The sequence below is a fragment of the Thioalkalivibrio sp. HK1 genome, assembly GCA_000583135.1.
Classification (GTDB): Bacteria; Pseudomonadota; Gammaproteobacteria; order HK1; family HK1; genus HK1.
In genome coordinates this window covers 16,258-35,243 of the sequence record JFBG01000016.1, presented here as the reverse complement: position 1 = coordinate 35,243, position 18,986 = coordinate 16,258, and the positions used below count along the sequence as shown (strand labels likewise).

Here is an 18,986-nt window from a genome sequence, read left to right as displayed (position 1 = left end):
TTTGCGTGCGCGGTCTCGAGCGAATGCGTCGATCGACGGCACGAGCCTAAGGATCTAAGGTGTCCTTGCGACCGCCCAGACTTCCACCTCCTGCGCTCCGGCGTGCATCAGACATTTGGCGAGGGCGTTGACCGTGGCCCCGGTGGTGACGACATCGTCGACGATCGCCACCCTTCCGTGCAGGCGACCTCGTACCTCGAAGGCATCTCGTACATTCGAGCGGCGGGCGCCGATGGTGGGCAAGGATGACTGGGGAGCGTCGCTTTGCCCCCGGCGATGGACGAAAGAAGCGATCGGGATCGGTCGATTCGGTTTCAGTTCTTTGGCGATCTCGAGCGCTTGATTGAAGCCGCGACTTCGCAAGCGGGGCAGGCCGAGCGGAACCGGGACCAGCCAGTCGACCTCCCTCGCCCGAATCTCGCAGCGTTTTTCCAGCAGGTTGGCGAGCGTCGGTGCCACCCTCAGATCGCCCCCGAATTTCAATCGCCCGATCAGATGGCTGACCGGCGAGGCGTAGGCCAAGGCGCAGAGCGTGCGCGCAACCGTGGGTGCGCGGCGGGCGCAGAGCCGACAAAGAGCGGTTCCGGGCACCGCCCACCCTCCGCATCGTCGGCAGGGATCGTCGATCAGCGGCAGGGATCGGGCGCACGCATCGCAAAGGTTGGCGATGGTGCGAGCCGGTTCGTCGCACAGCAGACAAAAGCCCGGCGGGATGCGAAATATCGGTGGTTTGGCGAAAAAGGCTCGCAATGCAGATCGAACGATGCGCATATCGAACTCCCGCGGATTTCCTGAAACGATGCGGTGGGTGCCGGGCCGAGGAAAAGGTAAAGAATCATGATATCCCCGCTCGGCGACCCCCAAGACTCGCCCCTTTGCGATGCCCCATCGAGTATCGGCGAATCGGATGCCGATGGGCGATCCGCCTTGGAACGCCGAAGCACCCTTGAAAGGAGGGTGATCGAGGTGATGGATTACCTCTCCCCGGGCGTGCGCAAAATGCAGCTCGAGCAGCTCGAGGCGATTCGTTCGGATCCGGCCAGGATCCTCGATCTCGGATCGATGCCCGCCGCCGAAGGGCTAGGCGATGCCCTCGAACGCCGATACCCGAAAGCGCAACGGATCATCGCCGATAGTGCATCGCAGGCCACCTCATCCGATGCCGCCTCATCACCGCGCCTGTCTTTACCCTCAGATAGCGCGGATTTGCTGATCGCCACCCTTTCCTTATCCGACCTCTCGCCCGAGAATTTACGCAAGTGTGGGCAGGCGCTTCGGCCGGAGGGATTGATGATGCTCGCTGCCTTGGGAGAGGGCAGCCTCGATACACTGGCCCGGCTCGTATCGATGGCGGGGGAAGCCGTCCCCGGACCGATGCCTGCATCGACGCCCGCATCGACATCCGCGCCGGCTCGAAAAGACAAGGCCTTGCGCGAGGATCTGCAACGGTTGCGGATCGCGGTCGATATGCAGCGTTTGGGTGATGCCTTTTTCGAGGCGGGATTCGCCGATGTGGTGGTGGATATCGAGAGGATTTCTCTCGGGCAAGCCCAAGTCTCGATCTTGAAAGGGATCATGCAATCGCCTTCGGGATCGACGCAAGCGACGGGATCGATCGTTGCGGGCGAGGTAGCCGAAGACGAGCGAGATGGTGTGGGCATGTCGCAAGCACGGTTTTCGATATCGGGGAAAATCGGATCGGGAGAGAACGCCGCCGATGCGGTGATGGAAATCGTCTTCGTTCATGCCCGTTGCCTTGGGAAGCAAGATCGTCGAGGAGGCGAAAGCAAGGGTGTGGTCTTTCCCGAATTTCGATAGCGGATCGAAAGGTATCCTCCTTCGATCCATCCCCTTCTCGCATCGATATTCTCTTCGACAGTCCAAATCGATATTCGATGGCGTTCGACCCTCGATCGACCGGTGATATCGACTCGCCGTCTTGGATGTTGCAATGCAACACAGCCATGATGCAATTTGCCCGCAAAGGGTGAATTGCGGTACCATTGACCGCACGGATATCGCTCGTCTCGTCTTTGCCTCCGGCGTCATCGGGTGATATGCCTTTTCGATCCCGAAGGCTCGTGAATCGCTTTGTCGGGAGGTTTCTCGCACCGGGAAATTCGACGACCTTAAGGGTCATGCGAAGTCGAGGCCTTGGCCGAGCTTGAAGCCGAGTGTGATTTTTAAGGGAGCGAGTCAGTGAGCGAATACGATAAGCAAGAGATTATCAATAGACTTTTCCAAGGCCACGAGATCAGGATTCGTGTGCTGGAAAAGATCGAGGCGAAGGTGGATCGACTGGACGAGAAGATCGATAGTCTTCGAAGAGGCAGCTGGTTGTTGACCGGGGCGTTCGGTATTCTCGTCGGAGCGATCTTCGGGGGTTTCGTCTAAGCGCAGCACCCGACACCGGCATCCTCCCGGTGGCCGTGGGCGCAATATCGATGGCGGTCGATCCGATCGTCCCTCGTCTTCGGCTGATGATATTCGGCTGATCACGGGGCCGACATGGAATCATCGCCTCTGCGCGAATCGATGGAGCAATCAGGTGCGGGCAATTGCCAGTTGGAGAAAATGGATGATGAAAGGAATCGTTTCGTCTGCGTTTGCCGGTCGATCCGCCGGGGCGATCGGGGCGGCTTTCGCCTTGCTGTCTTGTCGGGATGCCTTTGCGGCTTGGAGCGATCTGAATCTGCCGGTGGGAGTCACGCCGCTTAGCCGGATCGTCTACGACCTGCATATGCTGATCCTGTGGATCTGCGTCGTGATCGGAATCGTGGTTTTCGGGATCATGTTCATCTCGATACTGCGCCATCGAAAATCCCTCGGAGCGAAAGCGGCACAGTTTCATCACAGCACCTTCGCCGAAATCGCTTGGACGGCGATCCCGGTGGTCATTTTGGTGGCCATGGCCATTCCTTCCACCCAAACCCTGATCGAGATGGAGGACACATCCCGGGCGGATATGACGGTCAAGGTCACCGGCTATCAGTGGAAGTGGAAATACGAATTCATCGAAGACGATTTGACGATCCACAGCAGCCTCGCCCCCTCGAGTCGCGAGGCCATCTACGAAGATCCCTCCCGAGTCGAGAACTATCTCCTCGAGGTCGATAACCCCATCGTTTTTCCGACCGGCAAGAAAGTGCGTCTGCTATTGACCGCCGACGATGTCATCCATGCGTGGTGGGTTCCCGCATTCGGTCAGAAAAAGGATGCGATCCCCGGATACATCAACGAGATTTGGGTGCAAGTGGATGAGCCCGGCGTCTATCGCGGGCAGTGTGCCGAGCTGTGCGGGAGGGATCACGGATTCATGCCGATCGTGGTCGAGGCGATGCCGCCGGAAGAATACGAGGCTTGGGTGGCCGATCGGAAAGCCGCGCAGGCGGAACAAAAAGCGCTTGCCGAGCGGGAATGGGAAAAACCCGAGCTGATGGCCTTGGGCAAGGATATCCATCTCACTTCCTGCGCCGCCTGTCATCAGGCGGACGGCACCGGGATCGAAGGGGCGTTTCCCTCGATACGAGCCAGCGAGATCGCAACCGGCGAACTGCGCGCCCATATCGATGTGGTGATGCAAGGGCGTGTCGGAACCGCAATGCGCTCTTTCGCATCCCAACTCGATGATGTCGAGCTGGCCGCGGTGCTGACCTACCAACGAAATGCATTGGGCAATGCCACCGGAGATATCGTTCAGCCGGCGATGGTATCGGCGGTTCGCGATCAGATGCGTCGTATCGAAGAGGGAGGCTAAAAGACATGAGCGCCAATCAAGCACACGCACATGCAGCGGACTCGATCGCCGAGCATGATCATCACGGCCCGCCCCCGGGCTTGCTGCGCTGGGTATTCACCACCAACCACAAAGATATCGGAACCCTTTATCTGTGGTTCGCGTTGATCATGTTTTTCGTCGGCGGGGCGCTGGCTTTGGGTATCCGGGCCGAACTTTTCAAGCCCGGGTTGCAGCTGCTCGATCCGCATCTGTTCAACCAGTTCACCACCATGCATGCGCTGATCATGATCTTCGGCGCGGTGATGCCCGCCTTCGTCGGTTTCGCCAACTGGCTGGTGCCGATGATGATCGGCGCCCCGGATATGGCGCTGCCGCGAATGAATAACTGGAGTTTTTGGATCCTCCCCTTCGCCTTCACCTTGTTGTTGGCGACCTTTTTCATGCCCGGAGGAGCCCCGGCGGGAGGATGGACGATGTATCCGCCGCTGGTGCTTCAAGGCGGATCCAATGTCGCATTCTTGATTTTCGCGGTGCATATGATGGGGATTTCCTCGATCATGGGCGCGATCAACGTCATCGTCACCATTCTCAACATGCGGGCGCCGGGGATGACCTTGCTGCGCATGCCCCTCTTCGTTTGGAGCTGGTTGATCACCGCATTTTTGCTGATCGCGGCGATGCCGGTTCTGGCGGGAGCGGTGACGATGCTGCTCACGGACAAGTTCTTCGGCACTTCCTTTTTCAATGCCGCCGGCGGCGGCGATCCGGTGATGTTCCAGCATATCTTCTGGTTCTTCGGCCATCCCGAGGTCTATATCATGATCCTCCCGGCCTTCGGAATCATCTCGCAGATCATCCCGACCTTCTCACGCAAACCGCTTTTCGGTTATGAGTCGATGGTTTACGCCACCGCATCCATCGCCTTCATCTCCTTCATCGTTTGGGCGCATCACATGTTCACGGTGGGGATGCCGTTGACCGGCGAGCTCTTTTTCATGTACACCACGATGTTGATTGCGGTGCCCACCGGGGTGAAGGTCTTCAACTGGATGGCGACGATGTGGCGAGGATCGATGACCTTCGAGACCCCGATGCTATGGGCGATCGCCTTCGTCGTTCTGTTCACCATCGGCGGATTCTCCGGTTTGATGCTTGCCATCACTCCGGTCGACTTCCAGTACCACGATACCTATTTCGTGGTTGCCCATTTCCACTATGTTCTCGTCACCGGTGCGGTCTTCGCGATCATCGCCGGGGCCTATTACTGGTTGCCGAAGTGGACCGGTCATAACTACGACGAGACCTTGGGCAAGTGGCATTTCTGGCTCTCCACCATTTCCGTCAACGTTCTTTTCTTCCCGCAGCATTTCTTGGGGCTTGCGGGGATGCCCAGAAGAATCCCGGACTACGCTTTGCAGTTCGCAGATTGGAATATGGTATCGAGCGTCGGTGCCTTCGTTTTCGGTTTCTCCCAGCTGCTCTTCGTCTACATCGTCGTGCAGACGATTCGAGGCGGGAAGAAAGCCACCGATCAGGTTTGGGAGGGCGCCGAAGGGCTGGAATGGACCTTGGCCTCGCCTGCGCCCTATCACACCTTCGAGCAGCCGCCTTCGATCAAAGAAGATAGCGCTCATCCCGGAACCCCCCTTCCGGCGCACTGATCGGTCGGCTACTTCGAGGCAAGACGGATATCCCCCTTTCTTTTTCTTCGAAAACAAAGGGGGATGTAGGTGAAAGGCAATGACAAGGAATCATGACGATCGGCGGCTTCGAGAGGGGTCCGAGCAAGGCTCGGATCCTCATCGACCGAGCGCCCCATCGAAGGCCCGATCGAATATTCGATTGGCCAAGATCCTGGTGGGAGTCGCTTTCGTGTTCTACTTCGGGATCATGGCTTATTTCGGGATCTTGGCGCTGCAAGCCCCATGAGCGTGGAAGCCGAATCGAATGCGAGGCTTGGCCCATCCTCGCCGAATCCCGGCGGGGACGAGCCGCCTTCGGCGCCTTCGAATTCCTTGAAAAAGGATAATTTCCGCTCGGCGGGGAAGCTCGCCGTCGTCGTATTGGCGATGTTCGGATTCGGCTACGCCCTCGTTCCCCTTTACGATGTCCTGTGCGAGATCACGGGCTTGGGCGGACGCAGCGGAGGGGTGGTGGAGGCGAAAACCTCCCTCGATGCCGGGGTGGATCTCGATCGCACGATCGAGGTTCAGTTCATCGGCACCGTCAGCAGTCAGTTGCCTTGGGAGTTTCGACCCAATGAGCAATCGCTGCATGTGCACCCGGGGCAGGTTTATGAAACCACCTTTTTCGCTCGCAATTTGGCCGACGAGATAACGGTCGGCCATGCCCGTCCGGCGGTTTCTCCCTCGGAGGCTTCCCGTCATTTCAACAAGACGGAGTGTTTTTGCTTCACGCTTCAAGAATTCTCCCCGGGTGAGGGTCGAGATATGCCGGTGCGCTTCGTACTGGATCGAGGGATCCCGGACAGTATCGAGACCGTAACCCTCGCCTACACCTTTTTCAATTCACGATGATGCCCGTCCCCTCGGTCGGTACCGAGCGGTAATCGACTTCGATTCGGGCGATTTTCGCGCAGCGATACAGGATGATCGAACATGAGTGCAACGCATCCCGGTTATTACATCCCTCACGATACCCGCTGGCCGATCATGGGCTCGATCGGTCTTTTCGCCCTCCTCGGGGGTTTTGCGATGCTGCTCAATGGCAGTTCGTCCGCCCCGGTGGTGATGATCATCGGCACCTTGATTTTGGTGGTGATGATCATCGGTTGGTTCGGCACCGTGATCAAGGAAAGCGAATCGGGTTTTTATAACGATCAGGTCGATATTTCTTTCCGGCATGGAATGATCTGGTTCATTTTTTCCGAGGTCTTGTTTTTCGCCGCATTTTTCGGGGCGTTGTTCTACGCCCGTATTTATTCCGTTCCGTGGTTGGGCGGAGAAGGCTCCGTCGGCGCCACCACCGGTCCCTTGCTATGGCCCGGATTCGAGGGGATTTGGCCGACGAACGGCCCGGCCGAGATCGGAGGGGCATTCGGTACCATCCCCGCCGTCGGAATCCCCCTGCTCAATACCATCATCTTGATCACCAGCGGCGCAACCGTTACCTTGGCGCATTGGGCGTTGAAGAAAAATCAACGCAAACCGCTATGCTGGTGGCTCTTGGCCACGGTCTTGTTGGGGCTGGTCTTTCTCTATTTCCAAGGGGTGGAGTTCGCTCACGCCTATAACGATCTCAACCTCACGCTGGAATCGGGGATCTATGGCTCCACCTTTTTCATGTTGACCGGCTTCCATGGCTTGCACGTCACCATCGGAGCGATCATGCTTTTGGTGATGTTGCTGCGGGCGATGCGAGGTCACTTCACCCCCGAGCGCCATTTCGCCTTCGAGGCTGCGGCTTGGTATTGGCATTTCGTGGATGTGGTCTGGATCGGACTTTTCATCTTCGTCTACTGGTTTTGAGATCGACGGGCTTTCGAATAAGAAGGGGGCGCATATTGCTTTCGCGCCCCCTTCTCGGTTCCATCTCGGCAATACCCGAGATGCCTTTCTTCAAGGACGCACTCCATGGGGCTGGATGATTCCCAGCCACCAAAGCACGATCAACAACCCGAGCAGACCGATCGAGATACAAACCCTCATCGTCAAGGCTTTGACCGTGCGATCCGAGCGTCCCTTATCTCGAATCAGGAAGAAGAGCCCGGATCCCAAGCTTGCCAGGATCGCGATGAAAATGGCAGCGACGATGATTTTGGTGGTCATGATCTTATCGATTCCTTCGGGTCGGTGATTGAAACGAAGCGGCCGGATGATTGTCCTCGAAGGCTTATCTTATTGTATGCGAGCATGATGGGGATGTTTTTTCGGAGCGACGATCGTTGGAAGCGATTTCGTTCTTTTATCGAGATGCGAGGCTTTGCCGGCCTGATACCGATCGAAACCGACACCCGACAACCGATAGTCGAAGCGATGAATCTGATGATAGAAATCTTTTATATCGTCGATAAAAAAATCTATAAAAAAGAATGCGGTGAACGAGACCATCGATCATCGACATCGAATGCGCAAAAAACGAAGAAGCGCTTTATCTATCCAATGACGAGGACTCGCATCATCGGATTGACGAGATCGATCATCATTCGTTTTTATGCGAGAAAAACGATGGCTATCACCTCATATTTTCGAAAGGAAGACAAGGGCGATGGTAAGGATGATAAGATCGCATATTCGAATCGATAAACGCCGACGCCTGATGGCGAAAGAAGTCTTTTCCTATAAAAACGAAAGCGCATGTGTCATCGAAGGGATTTTCGAAAAAACCGTTATCGATCAAAGCCGCGTTTCGATCGATAACTATCCGACAGTGAACGAAAGATGATGAACGAAAAGAGATCATCGTCGATGCAAGCAATTCGGTGGTCGTGCTACGAGGGCGGGAATGGAAATGATGCATCACCTTGGCATCGATGAGGGTTTCGGATTCGAGCCCTCAGCGCAAGATGCTTTCGAAATATCGAAAGGCCGACGGCTTTGAGCGATCGCTTTCCATCCTCACCGAGTCCCGCTCCCGATGACAACTCATCGGCGGAGCCGGTTCATCGAAACAAGCATCGCTTGGTCATCGGATTTTGGATCGATGCCAAAAACGCATTGTTTCACGGGCACGGACTCTACGCTCTTTTGGCGCTCGGGTTGCTGATATTGGGATGTTCTCTCGGTTTTTGGCAGCTGGATCGGGCAGCCCAGAAGCAGGCTCGTATCGATGCCTTCGATAAGCGCTCGCAGCAGCCCATCGTCGCCCTCGATGATCATCTCGATTCGAATATCGCCGCCGATCTCGATATCGACCGGTGGCGCTACCGCAAGGTCGAGGTCGAAGGCGAGCCGGTGGTCGAGCGGCAATATCTGCTTGACAATCGCACTCGCCACGGGGTGGCCGGATATCATGTCCACCTTCCCTTTCGCCTGCACGATTCGGATCGCATGATCTTGGTCAATCGTGGCTGGGTGGCGGTGGGATCGAGTCGGCAATCTCTGCCGGATACGACTTCGAGCGCATCGATGACAAGGGTCTCGGGTATTTTGGATCTGCCGCGTCATCCGCCCCTGCTCGGCGATGATGGCTATGCCTCGAATTCCTGGCCGAAGGTGGTGCAAAGGATCGATATCGAGAGTATCGGGCGCGATTTGGGGCAACCGCTTCTACCCTTGGTGCTGCAAATGGATCCCGAACAGCCCGGGGGTTTCGCCCGCCAGTGGGAAGCGCACTTGGGTATCGGGCCGGATCGTCATCGCGGCTATGCCTTGCAGTGGTTTTCCCTCGGAATCGTCGCCTTCATCGCCATTTTGGTGATCGCCCATGCCAATCGAACCGACCCGTCAAACTGATCCTCGCTCCTCGACCGCCCCTCGCCGACGATTCGGCCGCGGTACCCTGCTAGGGCTATTCGTCATCTTTTTCGCTCCGGTGATGCTCGCTTGGTCCCTCAATGTGTGGTGGCCGGATTGGCATCCCTTCGGCGAGACCAACCATGGCGAGCTGATCCGCCCCCCTTGGCGGGTAGAGGATCCGGCGATTGGCGAAGCGATCGCCGGATCATGGGCGTTGTTACACATCGCCGATCGCCAATGCTCGCAGGACTGCATGGCGATGCTCGATACCACCCGCCGGGTGCATATCTCTCTCGGCAAGGACTTCGATCGCGTGGTTCGAGGCTATATCCGTCCCCATGACGCCCCCGAGGGCGCACCGACCCCGCATGTCGATATGATCGATCTGCCCCTGCCCTTTGCGTGGGTCGAACGATTCAAAGAAGATCGAAGGCCCTTCCTGCTGATCATCGACCCCCAAGGCTATGCGGTGCTTCGCTACGGGATCGATTTTTCGGGAAAGGGATTGGCAAGCGATATCGCCCGGCTTTTGAGGATATCCAAGATCGGATAGGACCTTTCGATGAAAAAGCGGCGCCTCGCAAAAGGATCAAGGGATTGCAAAGCCTCGTTCCATCCCGATAGTGTGCCGTTTCGTAATACAATCCTTACCCGTTACCCGCAAGACGAACCATCGGGAGATTTTTTGCTCCTTATGGATAAGACGAAAGCGATTGCACCCTACCCTCTTCGCATCGTAAGGAAGGGTGCTCGCTAGCGATTAGACGGGTAAAAAACGATATCCCTCCCCGATATCTTCTTGTCATCGAACGAAGACAACTCCCCGAACAAGGCTGCCCGGCACTCGGCTCGGGTCGGTTTGAAGAAGAGAATCGAAAAGATGGGCACTGAAAGGATTTCCCCGGCACCTTCGGATATCGCTCCTTTGGAGATCGATCTTTCCTCATTGACATCGAAAGGGGCGGACCCTTCCTCGTCCGACAATCCTCTCGTCGATGTCGGCTGGCATCTTGCGCAGATTTTCGGGGCGAAGGAATCCCCGGAAGGGGAATGGATTCTTTTATGGTGGGAAATCCTCGACGGGAATTCGAAGGGGATTCGCTTCGGCACCTTCGATCGCCTCGATTCTTCGGGATTCGAAGCCAGGGTTTCGAGTTTATGCAAGGCGACGGGGATCGATTCACCGCTGACCGACGCAAAGGATCTGTTGAATCTCCCGCTTGAAATCTTCATCGATCAATCGACTTCGAAAAACGCAGCCCCTCGAAATTCGATCGCGGGATTTCGACCGCATCGCAAGGTCGGTACCCCGTCCTGAAAAGCGCGATCTTCGATAAAGAGTCTTTAAAAAAGTGTCCTCCATCTCTTCGGCGATGCGCACTCATCATGGTATCGGGTGGCGCGATTATCTTGCGCTTTGCAAGCTCAAAGTCGTGGCGTTGATCGTATTCACCGCGATCGTGGGGATGCTGCTGGCAAGCGAGATGCCGCTACGCTTCGATCTGCTGATCGTCGCCAGTTTAGGGATCGGTGGCGTTGCCGCCGCCGGAGCGGCGCTCAATCACCTGATCGATCGCCGGATCGATGCCGACATGGCCAGAACGGATGACCGGCCCTTGCCCAGCGGCAGGATCGATCCGCTAAGGGCCTTGATCTTCGCCCTCGCCCTGTGCGCGATATCGACTCTGGCTCTTTATATTCTGGTCAACCCTTTGACCGCTATTTTGACCTTCATGTCGATGGTGGGATACGCGCTGATTTATAGCGTCTTTCTAAAGCGAGCGACCCCGCAAAATATCGTTATCGGCGGGGCGGCCGGGGCCATGCCTCCGGTGTTGGGTTGGGTTGCGATCAGCGGTAGCGTGGAAGCCCATGCCTTGCTTCTTTTCGTGATCATCTTTGCATGGACGCCGCCGCATTTTTGGGCGTTGGCCATCCACCGTCATCGTGAATACGCCGCTGTCGGCATCCCGATGCTCCCCGTGACCCACGGGGTCGATTTCACCCGGTTGCAGGTACTTCTTTATACCCTGATCCTCTTCGCTGCGAGCCTGTTGCCCTACGCCACCCGGATGAGCGGGGAGATCTATCTGATTTCGGCGTCGATCCTCGGGATGGTTTTCGTCGGCTATGCGCTGGCCCTGTATCGAAAAAGGCAAGCCCGAGGGTTGCCGATGCAGACCTTCGGCTATTCGATCTACTATCTATTCGGCATCTTCGCCGCCTTGCTGATCGATCGCTATGTGAATATGATGATTCGATAGAAAAGGCGCAAGGATAAAAGATAAAAAGCGGTTCGATAGGCATTGGCAGCCTGATCAAAGCTTTTTCTCCGGTCGGCGAATGCGCCGGCGAAAGACGCCGCACACTCGGGTACGAGAGTGCACGGTCGCCTTTAGTGCTTTGTTATCAAACGAGATCGGGATCGATCAGCAATCGCAGCCTGGACAAGGCTTTTTTCTCCAGCTGGCGAATGCGTTCGGCGGAAACGCCGCATTCCCGGGCCAGTTCGTGCAAGGTGGATTTTTTCGCATCGATCCAGCGTTTCTTGATGATCTTGCGAGAGCGCTCGTCCAAGGCTTCGAGCGCATCGAGGAGGGCTTGGGAGCGCTTTTGTTCGTGTTCTTCCTTTTCGACCAACTCCGCAGGCTCGAAGCGCATATCTTGTAGGTAGCCGCTCGGTGCGAGTTTTTGCGATTCCGAATCGGAATCGTTCTCGATCAGCGGATCGAAAGCGGTATCTTGCGCACTCATCCGCTTTTCCATTTCCGCCACCGTCTTCGTATCGACTCCGAGATCTTGGGCGATATCTTCCATCTCGCGCCGAGACATCCATCCCAAGCGTTTGTGCGAGCGGCGAAGGTTGAAAAAGAGTTTGCGTTGCGCCTTGGTGGTGGCCACTCGCACGATACGCCAGTTGCGCAAGATGAACTCGTGGATCTCGGCTCGGATCCAGTGCACTGCGAACGAGACCAGCCGCACCCCCATATTCGGATCGAATCGCTTGACCGCCTTCATCAGGCCGATATTTCCCTCTTGAATCAGATCCGCCTGAGCCAGCCCGTAGCCATCATAGCCACGAGCGATACGAACCACGAAACGAAGGTGGGCACTGACCAACTGCCAAGCGGCATCGAGATCGTTCTCATCTCGAAAGCGGCCGGCGAGCGTTCGCTCTTCCTCGGCTTCGAGCATCGGCAATGCGAAGACCGCGCTGCGGTAGGCATCCAGGCTCCCGAGCGGTCCGATGCGAGCGAGGCTACCGGCGGGAATGCCGGATATGGAGGTGTCGGGGGTCGGTTGCAGTTCTCGATTGCTGGCCATATTCCTCTCCGAATCCTTGGACGATCGCCGATCCGATCGAAGCGATCGATCGAGATGGCAAGGGGATACCGAGTGTCGGCAATATCTTAGCACTCTTTTCCTAGGAGTGCCAATATCAAGCGTGCCAATACGGGGATGGCCGGGGGATGAATCGCGATCGATCCGGCATTCGAACCAAGGATTGAAGATGCTTCACCGCCGATCCCTGCGATATCGGCTCCGGACGATGCCAAGTGCACTCGGGGATGCGTTTGGCTGAGTCTTGCGAGGGATCGCAAGATCCGATTCGGGAGAAAAGCGTAAGGAGGGGGCGATAAGGGATCGGGGATCGTCAGCCTTCCAGCAAGGCGCGAACGAATTCCCGAGCCTCGAAGTCGCGCAAATCATCCTGCCCTTCGCCGATCCCGATCAATCGGATCGGAAGGCCGAGCTCCTCGGCGATGGCGAAGATGATGCCCCCTTTTGCGGTGCCGTCGAGCTTGGTCAAGGCGATGCCGCTCACCCCCACCGCCTCGTGGAACTGCACCGCCTGAGCGAGGGCATTTTGCCCGGTACCGGCATCCAAAACCAGCAATACCTCGTGCGGGGCGGAAGCCTCCAGTTTTTTGATGACGCGGCAGACCTTGCGCAGCTCGTCCATCAGGCCGGATTTCGTATGCAACCGGCCTGCGGTATCCGCAATCAGAACGTCCACCCCTCGGGCGCGAGCGGACTCCAAGGCATCGTAGATGACCGAGGCGCAATCGGCCCCGGTGTGCTGGGCGATCACCGGCACATCGACCCGCTCTCCCCAAGCGCGAAGCTGCTCGATCGCCGCCGCCCGGAAGGTATCGCCGGCGGCGACCATCACCGATCGCCCTTGCCCTTTGAATCTTGCCGAGAGCTTCCCGATGGTGGTGGTTTTGCCCGCCCCGTTGACCCCGACCACCAAGATGACGAAGGGCGAGGATCGAGTGGCCGCTTTATCGGATCTTGCTTCATCGGGGCCTATAGTATCGAGGCGAAGCGGCCGCTCCACCGGCTCCAAGAGAGCGAGCATGTCGCTTTCCAAGGCGGCCAGCAAGGATTGATTGTCCTTGATTTCGCGACGATTGCTGCGCAAGCGGATGTTGTCGACGATCCTTCGGGTCGCATTCACCCCCAGATCGGCACCGAGCAGGATATCCTCGATTTCCTCGAACAGGGTCTCGTCGATGGTCGAACGAGTGCCCAGTAGCGAGCCGATTCCCCCCGAAATGGCTTGGCGGGTTCCTCTAAGGGCATTGCCCAAGCGCCGGAAGAAGCCGGTCTTTTCCTCGGGCGTCTCCTTGGGCGTTTCGGCCTTAAGGGCGGCGGAAGAATCGTTCTCGTCGGATCGTTTTCGAAAAAGGCGGATCAATGTTCTTTGCTCTTTTTCGGGGGAAAGTGCGGTGAAGGCGGCTGATATCGATGCCGGAGCGATCGGCTAGAACGAATCGGGCGATGGCTGCCGATCGAGCCGTCGAAGAGCGATATTCGATCGACGAGGAGCGGGACAATCACTCCGGCGAAGCCGAGCCGGTTCACATCGATTCGCCGTCGATCCCCATCGATCGTTCACACCCTTTGAGATATCGAATGGCCGGTAGGGGTTGCGATGATAAACCCATTTCATCGCGGTCTTCGTAAATACGCTCCTTGACCGTGGGCGAATCGCTGAAAAAGCCGGCGATTCTTGCGTAAAATCCTCAACGGTTCGCATCCATGCCTTTCCTTGCAGATGCGGCGGTGCGACCGGATCGTCCATGCGAGAGCGTAAAAACGTCAACATCGAGAACCTAATCACCGCCTTGGATCGCTCGTTTTGGGGATCGACGGAGCGCTCAAGGATTCTGGCCGACCCCGTTGCGCAAGCGCCGCCGCCCGATCTCCTCGCCCCATCGAATCATGCCATCGGGAAATATTCGTATCATCGCCGGTCGTTGGCGCCGTCGCCTCTTGCCGGTCGCCGATTCCATCGGTCTGCGCCCGACGCCTTCGCGCGTGCGAGAGACCCTGTTCAACTGGCTGCAAGACGAGATCGAGGGAAGAACCTGCTTGGATCTCTTTGCGGGCACCGGAGCGCTCGGCTTCGAAGCCGCCTCGCGCGGAGCCAAGGAAGTGGTGATGGTGGAGCGAAAGCGAGATTTGGCGCGGTCCTTGGAAAAAACGGCATCGGATTTAGGCGCCGGATCGATCGAGGTCCATTGCGCCGATGCCTTGACATGGCGCCCGGCGCCGGATAAGCGTTTCGACCTCGTCTTCCTCGATCCTCCGTGGTCCGGCCCGTCCCCGGCCGAGGCATTGAAGTACTTGGGTGATATCGAAGCCATCGCCCCTTGCGCCCTTGTCGGCATCGAGAGTGATCGCAAGACCGAGGATCGTTCCTTGCCCGCAGGCTGGACGCTTCGCCGTCGCCTGTGCGCCGGACAGGTAAGATACGGCTTGTTCGAGCGCGATCCGCCGTTTGCGCCGTGAATCGGCTCTCGGATCATCGCTTGGATTTCGTTCATCCCCCGATACAAACCAACTCGATACGAGCCATCATAAGGAGAAGCGAGGGTGAATCCCGTCGTCGCCATTTACCCCGGAACCTTCGATCCGATCACCAACGGTCACGCCGATCTCGTACAGAGGGCGGCTTCGTGTTTCGAAAAGGTGCTCGTGGCCGTGGCCGGTAGCACGGGCAAAAACACCCGTTTTTCCCTCGCCGAGCGCGTCGATTTGGCGAAGACCGTGACGGCGTCGATCTCCAATGTCGAGGTCATTTCCTTCGACGGTTTGTTGGTGGAGATCGCCCGCGCCCGAGGTGCCCGGGTGATTTTGCGCGGTTTGCGGGCGGTCTCGGATTTCGAATATGAATTTCAGTTGGCCAATATGAATCGCAAGCTCGCCTGCGATATCGAAACCATGTTCCTTGCCCCCGACGAAGGCTATACCTATATATCGTCGAGCCTGATTCGGGAGATCTCGGATCTCGGCGGCGATGTGAGCCGCTTCGTCCATCCGGCGGTCGAAGCCGCTTTACGATCTTGCTGAGTTCGAAATGGCGCTGCTGATTACCGGCGAGTGCATCAATTGCGATGTCTGCGAGCCGGTATGTCCGAACGAGGCGATCTCTGCGGGTGAGGAGTTTTATGTCATCGATCCCGCTCTTTGTACCGAATGCATAGGTCACCACGATCAGCCGCAGTGCGTGCAGGTATGTCCGGTCGATTGCATCCCCAAGGATCCGGATTGCGTGGAAACGCAAGAGGAGCTCGAAGCGAAGTACAGGCGGCTTGTCGGGTGGGACGAAGATTTCGAGCAGGCGAAGGATCCATCCTAAGAGCTTTGATGAGCGAAGAGCGAAAAAGACCATCGGACGCCTTCGTCGATGGGGCGGCGGGAGAGATGATGCGTTGCAGCAGGTTAGAATCATCGATCGGATCGAGCGTGCCGATGTTCATGGCAACGACCGGCTTGCGATCCCCGGTTTGCGATCCTTGACTTGTGATATTCGTCTTGCGATCTCATGCGCTCGAAATCGAAAGGATGTCGTTCACCGAATAAAGCGATCGGTTTCGATGATTTTTTCGCATATCGATGCGCTTGAATGCAAAATATCGTATCGATAACCCCAATCGTCGCCTCGAAAGGTGAACATCGACCGATCGACCGACGATTTTCGACATCGATCAAGGAGCCGTCTTGTCAGTGAAGGAGCAGATACGGGCCTATTTGGAATCCGCCCTCGATGCGCTGCGCACGCAAGGGGAGATCGGGCTCGATTCCATGCCGGAGATACCCGTCGAGCGCAGCCGGGGTGCGGATCATGGCGATTTCGCCAGCACCGTCGCCCTCGTGCTTGCCAAGCGCCTCGGTGTCGATTCGCGCAAATTGGCGGCAAAGATCGTCGAGGCTCTGCCTTCGAGCGATGCACTCGCCCAAGTGAGTGTCGCCGGCCCCGGCTTCATCAACTTCCACCTCACCGAGGCGGCGTTCACCGAGATCGTGCGGCGTCTTTTGGCCGCCGGCGGGGTCCAAGCCTTCGCCCACGGAGAAAAAAAGAGCCGGGCGAGGATACAGGTGGAATTCGTCTCCGCCAATCCCACCGGCCCTTTGCATGTCGGGCATGGCCGCGGCGCCGCCTACGGAGCGAGCGTCTCCAATCTATTGGCGGCCGCCGGCTTCGATGTTCAGCGCGAGTATTACGTCAACGATGCCGGCCGCCAGATGCATATCTTGGCTTTGAGCGTTTGGATGCGCTATTTACAGGCTCTAAGGGTCGATCTCGATTTCCCGTCGAGGGGCTATCGCGGGGATTATGTCCTCGAGATCGCCCAAGCCTTGGAGCGCGAAGTCGGCGCCGATTTTGCGGTGGATGCGCAAGCGCTGATGCGCGACATTCCCCCCGATGCCCATGTCGGAAAGGCCGCCGAGACCCATATCGACGCCCTGATAACGAGAGCCCGCGAGCGATTGGGAGAGGAGCGCTACCGGCGGTTATTCGATATCGCCTGCGAGAGCCAAGTCGAGGATATCAAGGGTGATCTTGGGGAATTCGGGGTCGTCTTCGATCGCTGGTTTTCCGAACGGGAGTTGGTGGAATCGGGCGAGATCGAGCGGGCCTTGGAGCGGCTTCGAGATGCGGGGCATCTTTACGATCACGAAGGCGCGCGCTGGTTTCGCAGCACCGACTTCGGCGACGAGAAAGACCGCGTGGTGGTGCGCGAAAACGGCGAATCGACCTATTTCGCATCGGATATCGCTTATGTCGCCAATAAATTCGCCCGGGGATTCGAGCGCATCATCTATGTATGGGGCGCCGACCATCACGGCTATATCAAACGGGTCAAAGCCGCCACCGCCGCCTTGGGCCACGATCCCGATGCCGTGGATATCCTGTTGGTGCAGTTCGCGACCTTGATGCGCGCCGGGCAGCGTTCGCAGATGTCCACCCGCAGCGGGGATTTCGTTACCTTGCGCGAGTTGCGCGAGGATGTGGGGAGCGATGCCGCTCGCTTTTTCTATGCGATGCGCTCGTGTTCCCAGCATCTCGATTTCGATCTCGATCTCGCCAAATCGCGCAGCAACGACAATCCGGTTTACTACGTCCAATACGCCCACGCCCGTATCGCCGGGGTTCTGCGCCAGTGCCGAGAAAGAGGATGGGACGAAGGTGCCGGTCCGCAGGCCGATTTGGAGCGTCTCGTCGAGCCCGAAGCACGGGCGCTGATGATGAGCCTATCTCGTTATCCGGAAGTCATCGCCGGCGCCGCTTGCACCCTCGAGCCGCATCAGATCGCGAATTACCTGCGCGAACTCGCCGGGGATCTGCATGCCTTCTACAACGCCCATGTCTTGTTGGCCGAGGACGATCGCCTGCGAGGTGCCCGCCTGTCGTTGATAATCGCCGTTCAATCCGTGCTCGCCGACGGTCTTGCGTTGCTCGGGGTCGGCGCCCCGGATTCGATGTAGACATCGGGCAAGGATCGGTCAGGAGCGAATGCGGCGATGGCGGGACAAGGCAAAGGAGCGGTCAAGCGCCCGAGGCATATCGTGGGGGGTGGCGGCACCACCCTCTTTCTCGCCGGGGTGGCTGTGGGCTGCGTGTTGACGTGGTCGACACAAAGGCCGGAGTCGATACCCAATCCCTTGCGCGCCTCCTATCAGGATCGAGCGGGGGTCGATGAGAACGCCTTTCCGCCTTCGCCGACCTACGAGTTCTATACCGTCTTGCCCGGCGGGGGTGCGGACCTTCCCGCTCAATCGGAGTCTTTGGTCTTGGCGCTCGATGGTGCGCAAGAAGATGGGGATTCGAGCGGGGATTCGAATCCCGACTCGGATGCCGATTCGAACGCCGATTCGAACGAAGACACTGGCGATGATATGGCCGACGATGCGTCCGGGGATTCGGTCGATGATGCGTTGGACGAAGAGAAAATCGCCGCCGGCGAGTCATCCGAACCCGACTTGTCATCATCCCCGGATTCGTTAGCGGATTCGTCGCCTCGAGATCTGAAGCCGACGAGCCCATCGGAGCCTGCCCCCGATCATCGGGCGAACGCTTCCCCGGGCGAGGAAGCGCCGGCGGTGGCATCGAGTGCCGCCCCCGTACAAGGTGCACCGGCCCGGAAGATCGAGGATCTGGTATCGCCGCCCGCGGCCGCTCCCGATCTTTTAGAGGAAGCCACGCTCGCCTCGATCCCCGACCCGGAAGACGAAGCGCAGGCGGCCTTGCCTTCTCGCTATGTGATCCAAGTGGGTTCTTTCAAAGAACCAAGCGAGGTCGAAAGAGCCAAGGCCTCGCTCATCCTGATGGGCTTTCGGGTGATGGTGCAGAGCATGTCGATCGACGGCGGAGCGCCGTGGCATCGAGTTCGGGTGGGTCCCTATCAAAGCCTCTCGCAGACCGAAAGCGCCCGCGCCCGTCTTGAATCCGAGGGCTTTAGGACAATCGTGCTCGAAGGTCGACGAGGATAGCGATCGCGCGCACTCGAAAAGACGCAGGCGATGAGACGGCGCTC

The 18,986-nt window shown here is 57.9% G+C and carries 19 protein-coding genes; 15 read left to right on the top strand and 4 right to left on the bottom strand.

Features of this window, described 5'->3' with window-relative positions:
• Window positions 1-54: 54 nt before the first annotated feature.
• Window positions 55-771, bottom strand: a complete 717-nt coding sequence (locus tag BF99_RS0105975; RefSeq protein ID WP_025770149.1) for a ComF family protein — start codon at window positions 769-771, stop codon at window positions 55-57.
• 66 nt (window positions 772-837) lie between these two features.
• Between BF99_RS0105975 and BF99_RS0105970 the strand changes: the two genes are divergently transcribed.
• From BF99_RS0105970 to BF99_RS0105930, 6 genes are all read left to right on the top strand, one after another.
• Window positions 838-1,818, top strand: a complete 981-nt coding sequence (locus BF99_RS0105970) for a hypothetical protein (RefSeq protein WP_025770148.1) — start codon at window positions 838-840, stop codon at window positions 1,816-1,818.
• 381 nt (window positions 1,819-2,199) lie between these two features.
• Entirely contained in the window at window positions 2,200-2,394 is a 195-nt protein-coding gene (locus BF99_RS0105960; RefSeq protein WP_025770147.1) for a hypothetical protein, read from the top strand.
• A gap of 184 nt (window positions 2,395-2,578) precedes the next feature.
• Entirely contained in the window at window positions 2,579-3,757 is a 1,179-nt protein-coding gene (gene coxB / locus BF99_RS0105955; protein WP_231471317.1) for a cytochrome c oxidase subunit II, read from the top strand.
• A 5-nt stretch (window positions 3,758-3,762) separates the two neighbouring features.
• Window positions 3,763-5,400 carry a cytochrome c oxidase subunit I gene (gene ctaD, locus BF99_RS0105950; RefSeq protein WP_025770145.1) on the top strand — a complete coding sequence of 546 codons (1,638 nt, stop codon included), beginning with the start codon at window positions 3,763-3,765 and terminating at the stop codon, window positions 5,398-5,400.
• Between the two features lie 264 nt (window positions 5,401-5,664).
• The gene (locus BF99_RS0105935; RefSeq protein ID WP_025770144.1) at window positions 5,665-6,276 is read left to right on the top strand and encodes a cytochrome c oxidase assembly protein; all 612 of its coding nucleotides are present in this window, start codon (window positions 5,665-5,667) and stop codon (window positions 6,274-6,276) included.
• Between the two features lie 81 nt (window positions 6,277-6,357).
• On the top strand, window positions 6,358-7,227 hold the full coding sequence (locus BF99_RS0105930) for a cytochrome c oxidase subunit 3 (RefSeq protein WP_025770143.1): 870 nt from the start codon (window positions 6,358-6,360) through the stop codon (window positions 7,225-7,227).
• Between the two features lie 90 nt (window positions 7,228-7,317).
• Here BF99_RS0105930 and BF99_RS0105925 read toward each other — a convergent pair whose 3' ends face one another.
• The gene (locus BF99_RS0105925) at window positions 7,318-7,527 is read right to left on the bottom strand and encodes a twin transmembrane helix small protein (protein WP_025770142.1); all 210 of its coding nucleotides are present in this window, start codon (window positions 7,525-7,527) and stop codon (window positions 7,318-7,320) included.
• A gap of 768 nt (window positions 7,528-8,295) precedes the next feature.
• Between BF99_RS0105925 and BF99_RS0105905 the strand changes: the two genes are divergently transcribed.
• The 4 genes from BF99_RS0105905 to cyoE all read left to right on the top strand — a co-directional run bounded on the left by BF99_RS0105905 (window position 8,296) and on the right by cyoE (window position 11,420).
• Window positions 8,296-9,153: an SURF1 family protein gene (locus tag BF99_RS0105905; RefSeq protein ID WP_025770140.1), complete on the top strand. Its 858-nt coding sequence runs from the start codon at window positions 8,296-8,298 to the stop codon at window positions 9,151-9,153.
• Window positions 9,125-9,709 (top strand): hypothetical protein, encoded by a 585-nt coding sequence (locus BF99_RS0105900; protein WP_025770139.1) that lies wholly within the window; start codon window positions 9,125-9,127, stop codon window positions 9,707-9,709. Before BF99_RS0105905 ends, BF99_RS0105900 begins: the two co-directional genes overlap by 29 nt.
• Window positions 9,710-10,036: 327 nt before the next feature.
• Window positions 10,037-10,474 (top strand): hypothetical protein, encoded by a 438-nt coding sequence (locus BF99_RS0105890; RefSeq protein WP_025770138.1) that lies wholly within the window; start codon window positions 10,037-10,039, stop codon window positions 10,472-10,474.
• Between the two features lie 55 nt (window positions 10,475-10,529).
• On the top strand, window positions 10,530-11,420 hold the full coding sequence (gene cyoE, locus BF99_RS0105885) for a heme o synthase (RefSeq protein ID WP_038097486.1): 891 nt from the start codon (window positions 10,530-10,532) through the stop codon (window positions 11,418-11,420).
• Between the two features lie 145 nt (window positions 11,421-11,565).
• On the opposite strand, the gene rpoH is transcribed toward cyoE, so the two are convergent.
• Window positions 11,566-12,480, bottom strand: coding sequence for an RNA polymerase sigma factor RpoH (gene rpoH / locus BF99_RS0105880; protein WP_025770136.1), 915 nt, complete (start codon window positions 12,478-12,480; stop codon window positions 11,566-11,568).
• A gap of 331 nt (window positions 12,481-12,811) precedes the next feature.
• Window positions 12,812-13,858 (bottom strand): signal recognition particle-docking protein FtsY, encoded by a 1,047-nt coding sequence (gene ftsY, locus BF99_RS0105870; RefSeq protein ID WP_025770134.1) that lies wholly within the window; start codon window positions 13,856-13,858, stop codon window positions 12,812-12,814.
• Between the two features lie 527 nt (window positions 13,859-14,385).
• On the opposite strand from ftsY, the gene rsmD reads away from it, so the two are divergent.
• From rsmD to BF99_RS21870, 5 genes are all read left to right on the top strand, one after another.
• The gene (rsmD, locus tag BF99_RS0105860; protein ID WP_051482802.1) at window positions 14,386-14,955 is read left to right on the top strand and encodes a 16S rRNA (guanine(966)-N(2))-methyltransferase RsmD; all 570 of its coding nucleotides are present in this window, start codon (window positions 14,386-14,388) and stop codon (window positions 14,953-14,955) included.
• An 84-nt stretch (window positions 14,956-15,039) separates the two neighbouring features.
• On the top strand, window positions 15,040-15,516 hold the full coding sequence (gene coaD / locus BF99_RS0105855) for a pantetheine-phosphate adenylyltransferase (RefSeq protein ID WP_025770131.1): 477 nt from the start codon (window positions 15,040-15,042) through the stop codon (window positions 15,514-15,516).
• A 7-nt stretch (window positions 15,517-15,523) separates the two neighbouring features.
• Window positions 15,524-15,805: a YfhL family 4Fe-4S dicluster ferredoxin gene (locus BF99_RS0105850; protein ID WP_025770130.1), complete on the top strand. Its 282-nt coding sequence runs from the start codon at window positions 15,524-15,526 to the stop codon at window positions 15,803-15,805.
• Between the two features lie 368 nt (window positions 15,806-16,173).
• Window positions 16,174-17,937, top strand: coding sequence for an arginine--tRNA ligase (gene argS, locus BF99_RS0105835; protein ID WP_025770129.1), 1,764 nt, complete (start codon window positions 16,174-16,176; stop codon window positions 17,935-17,937).
• Window positions 17,938-17,973: 36 nt separating this feature from the next.
• Window positions 17,974-18,942: an SPOR domain-containing protein gene (locus BF99_RS21870; RefSeq protein ID WP_025770128.1), complete on the top strand. Its 969-nt coding sequence runs from the start codon at window positions 17,974-17,976 to the stop codon at window positions 18,940-18,942.
• Window positions 18,943-18,986 lie beyond the last annotated feature (44 nt).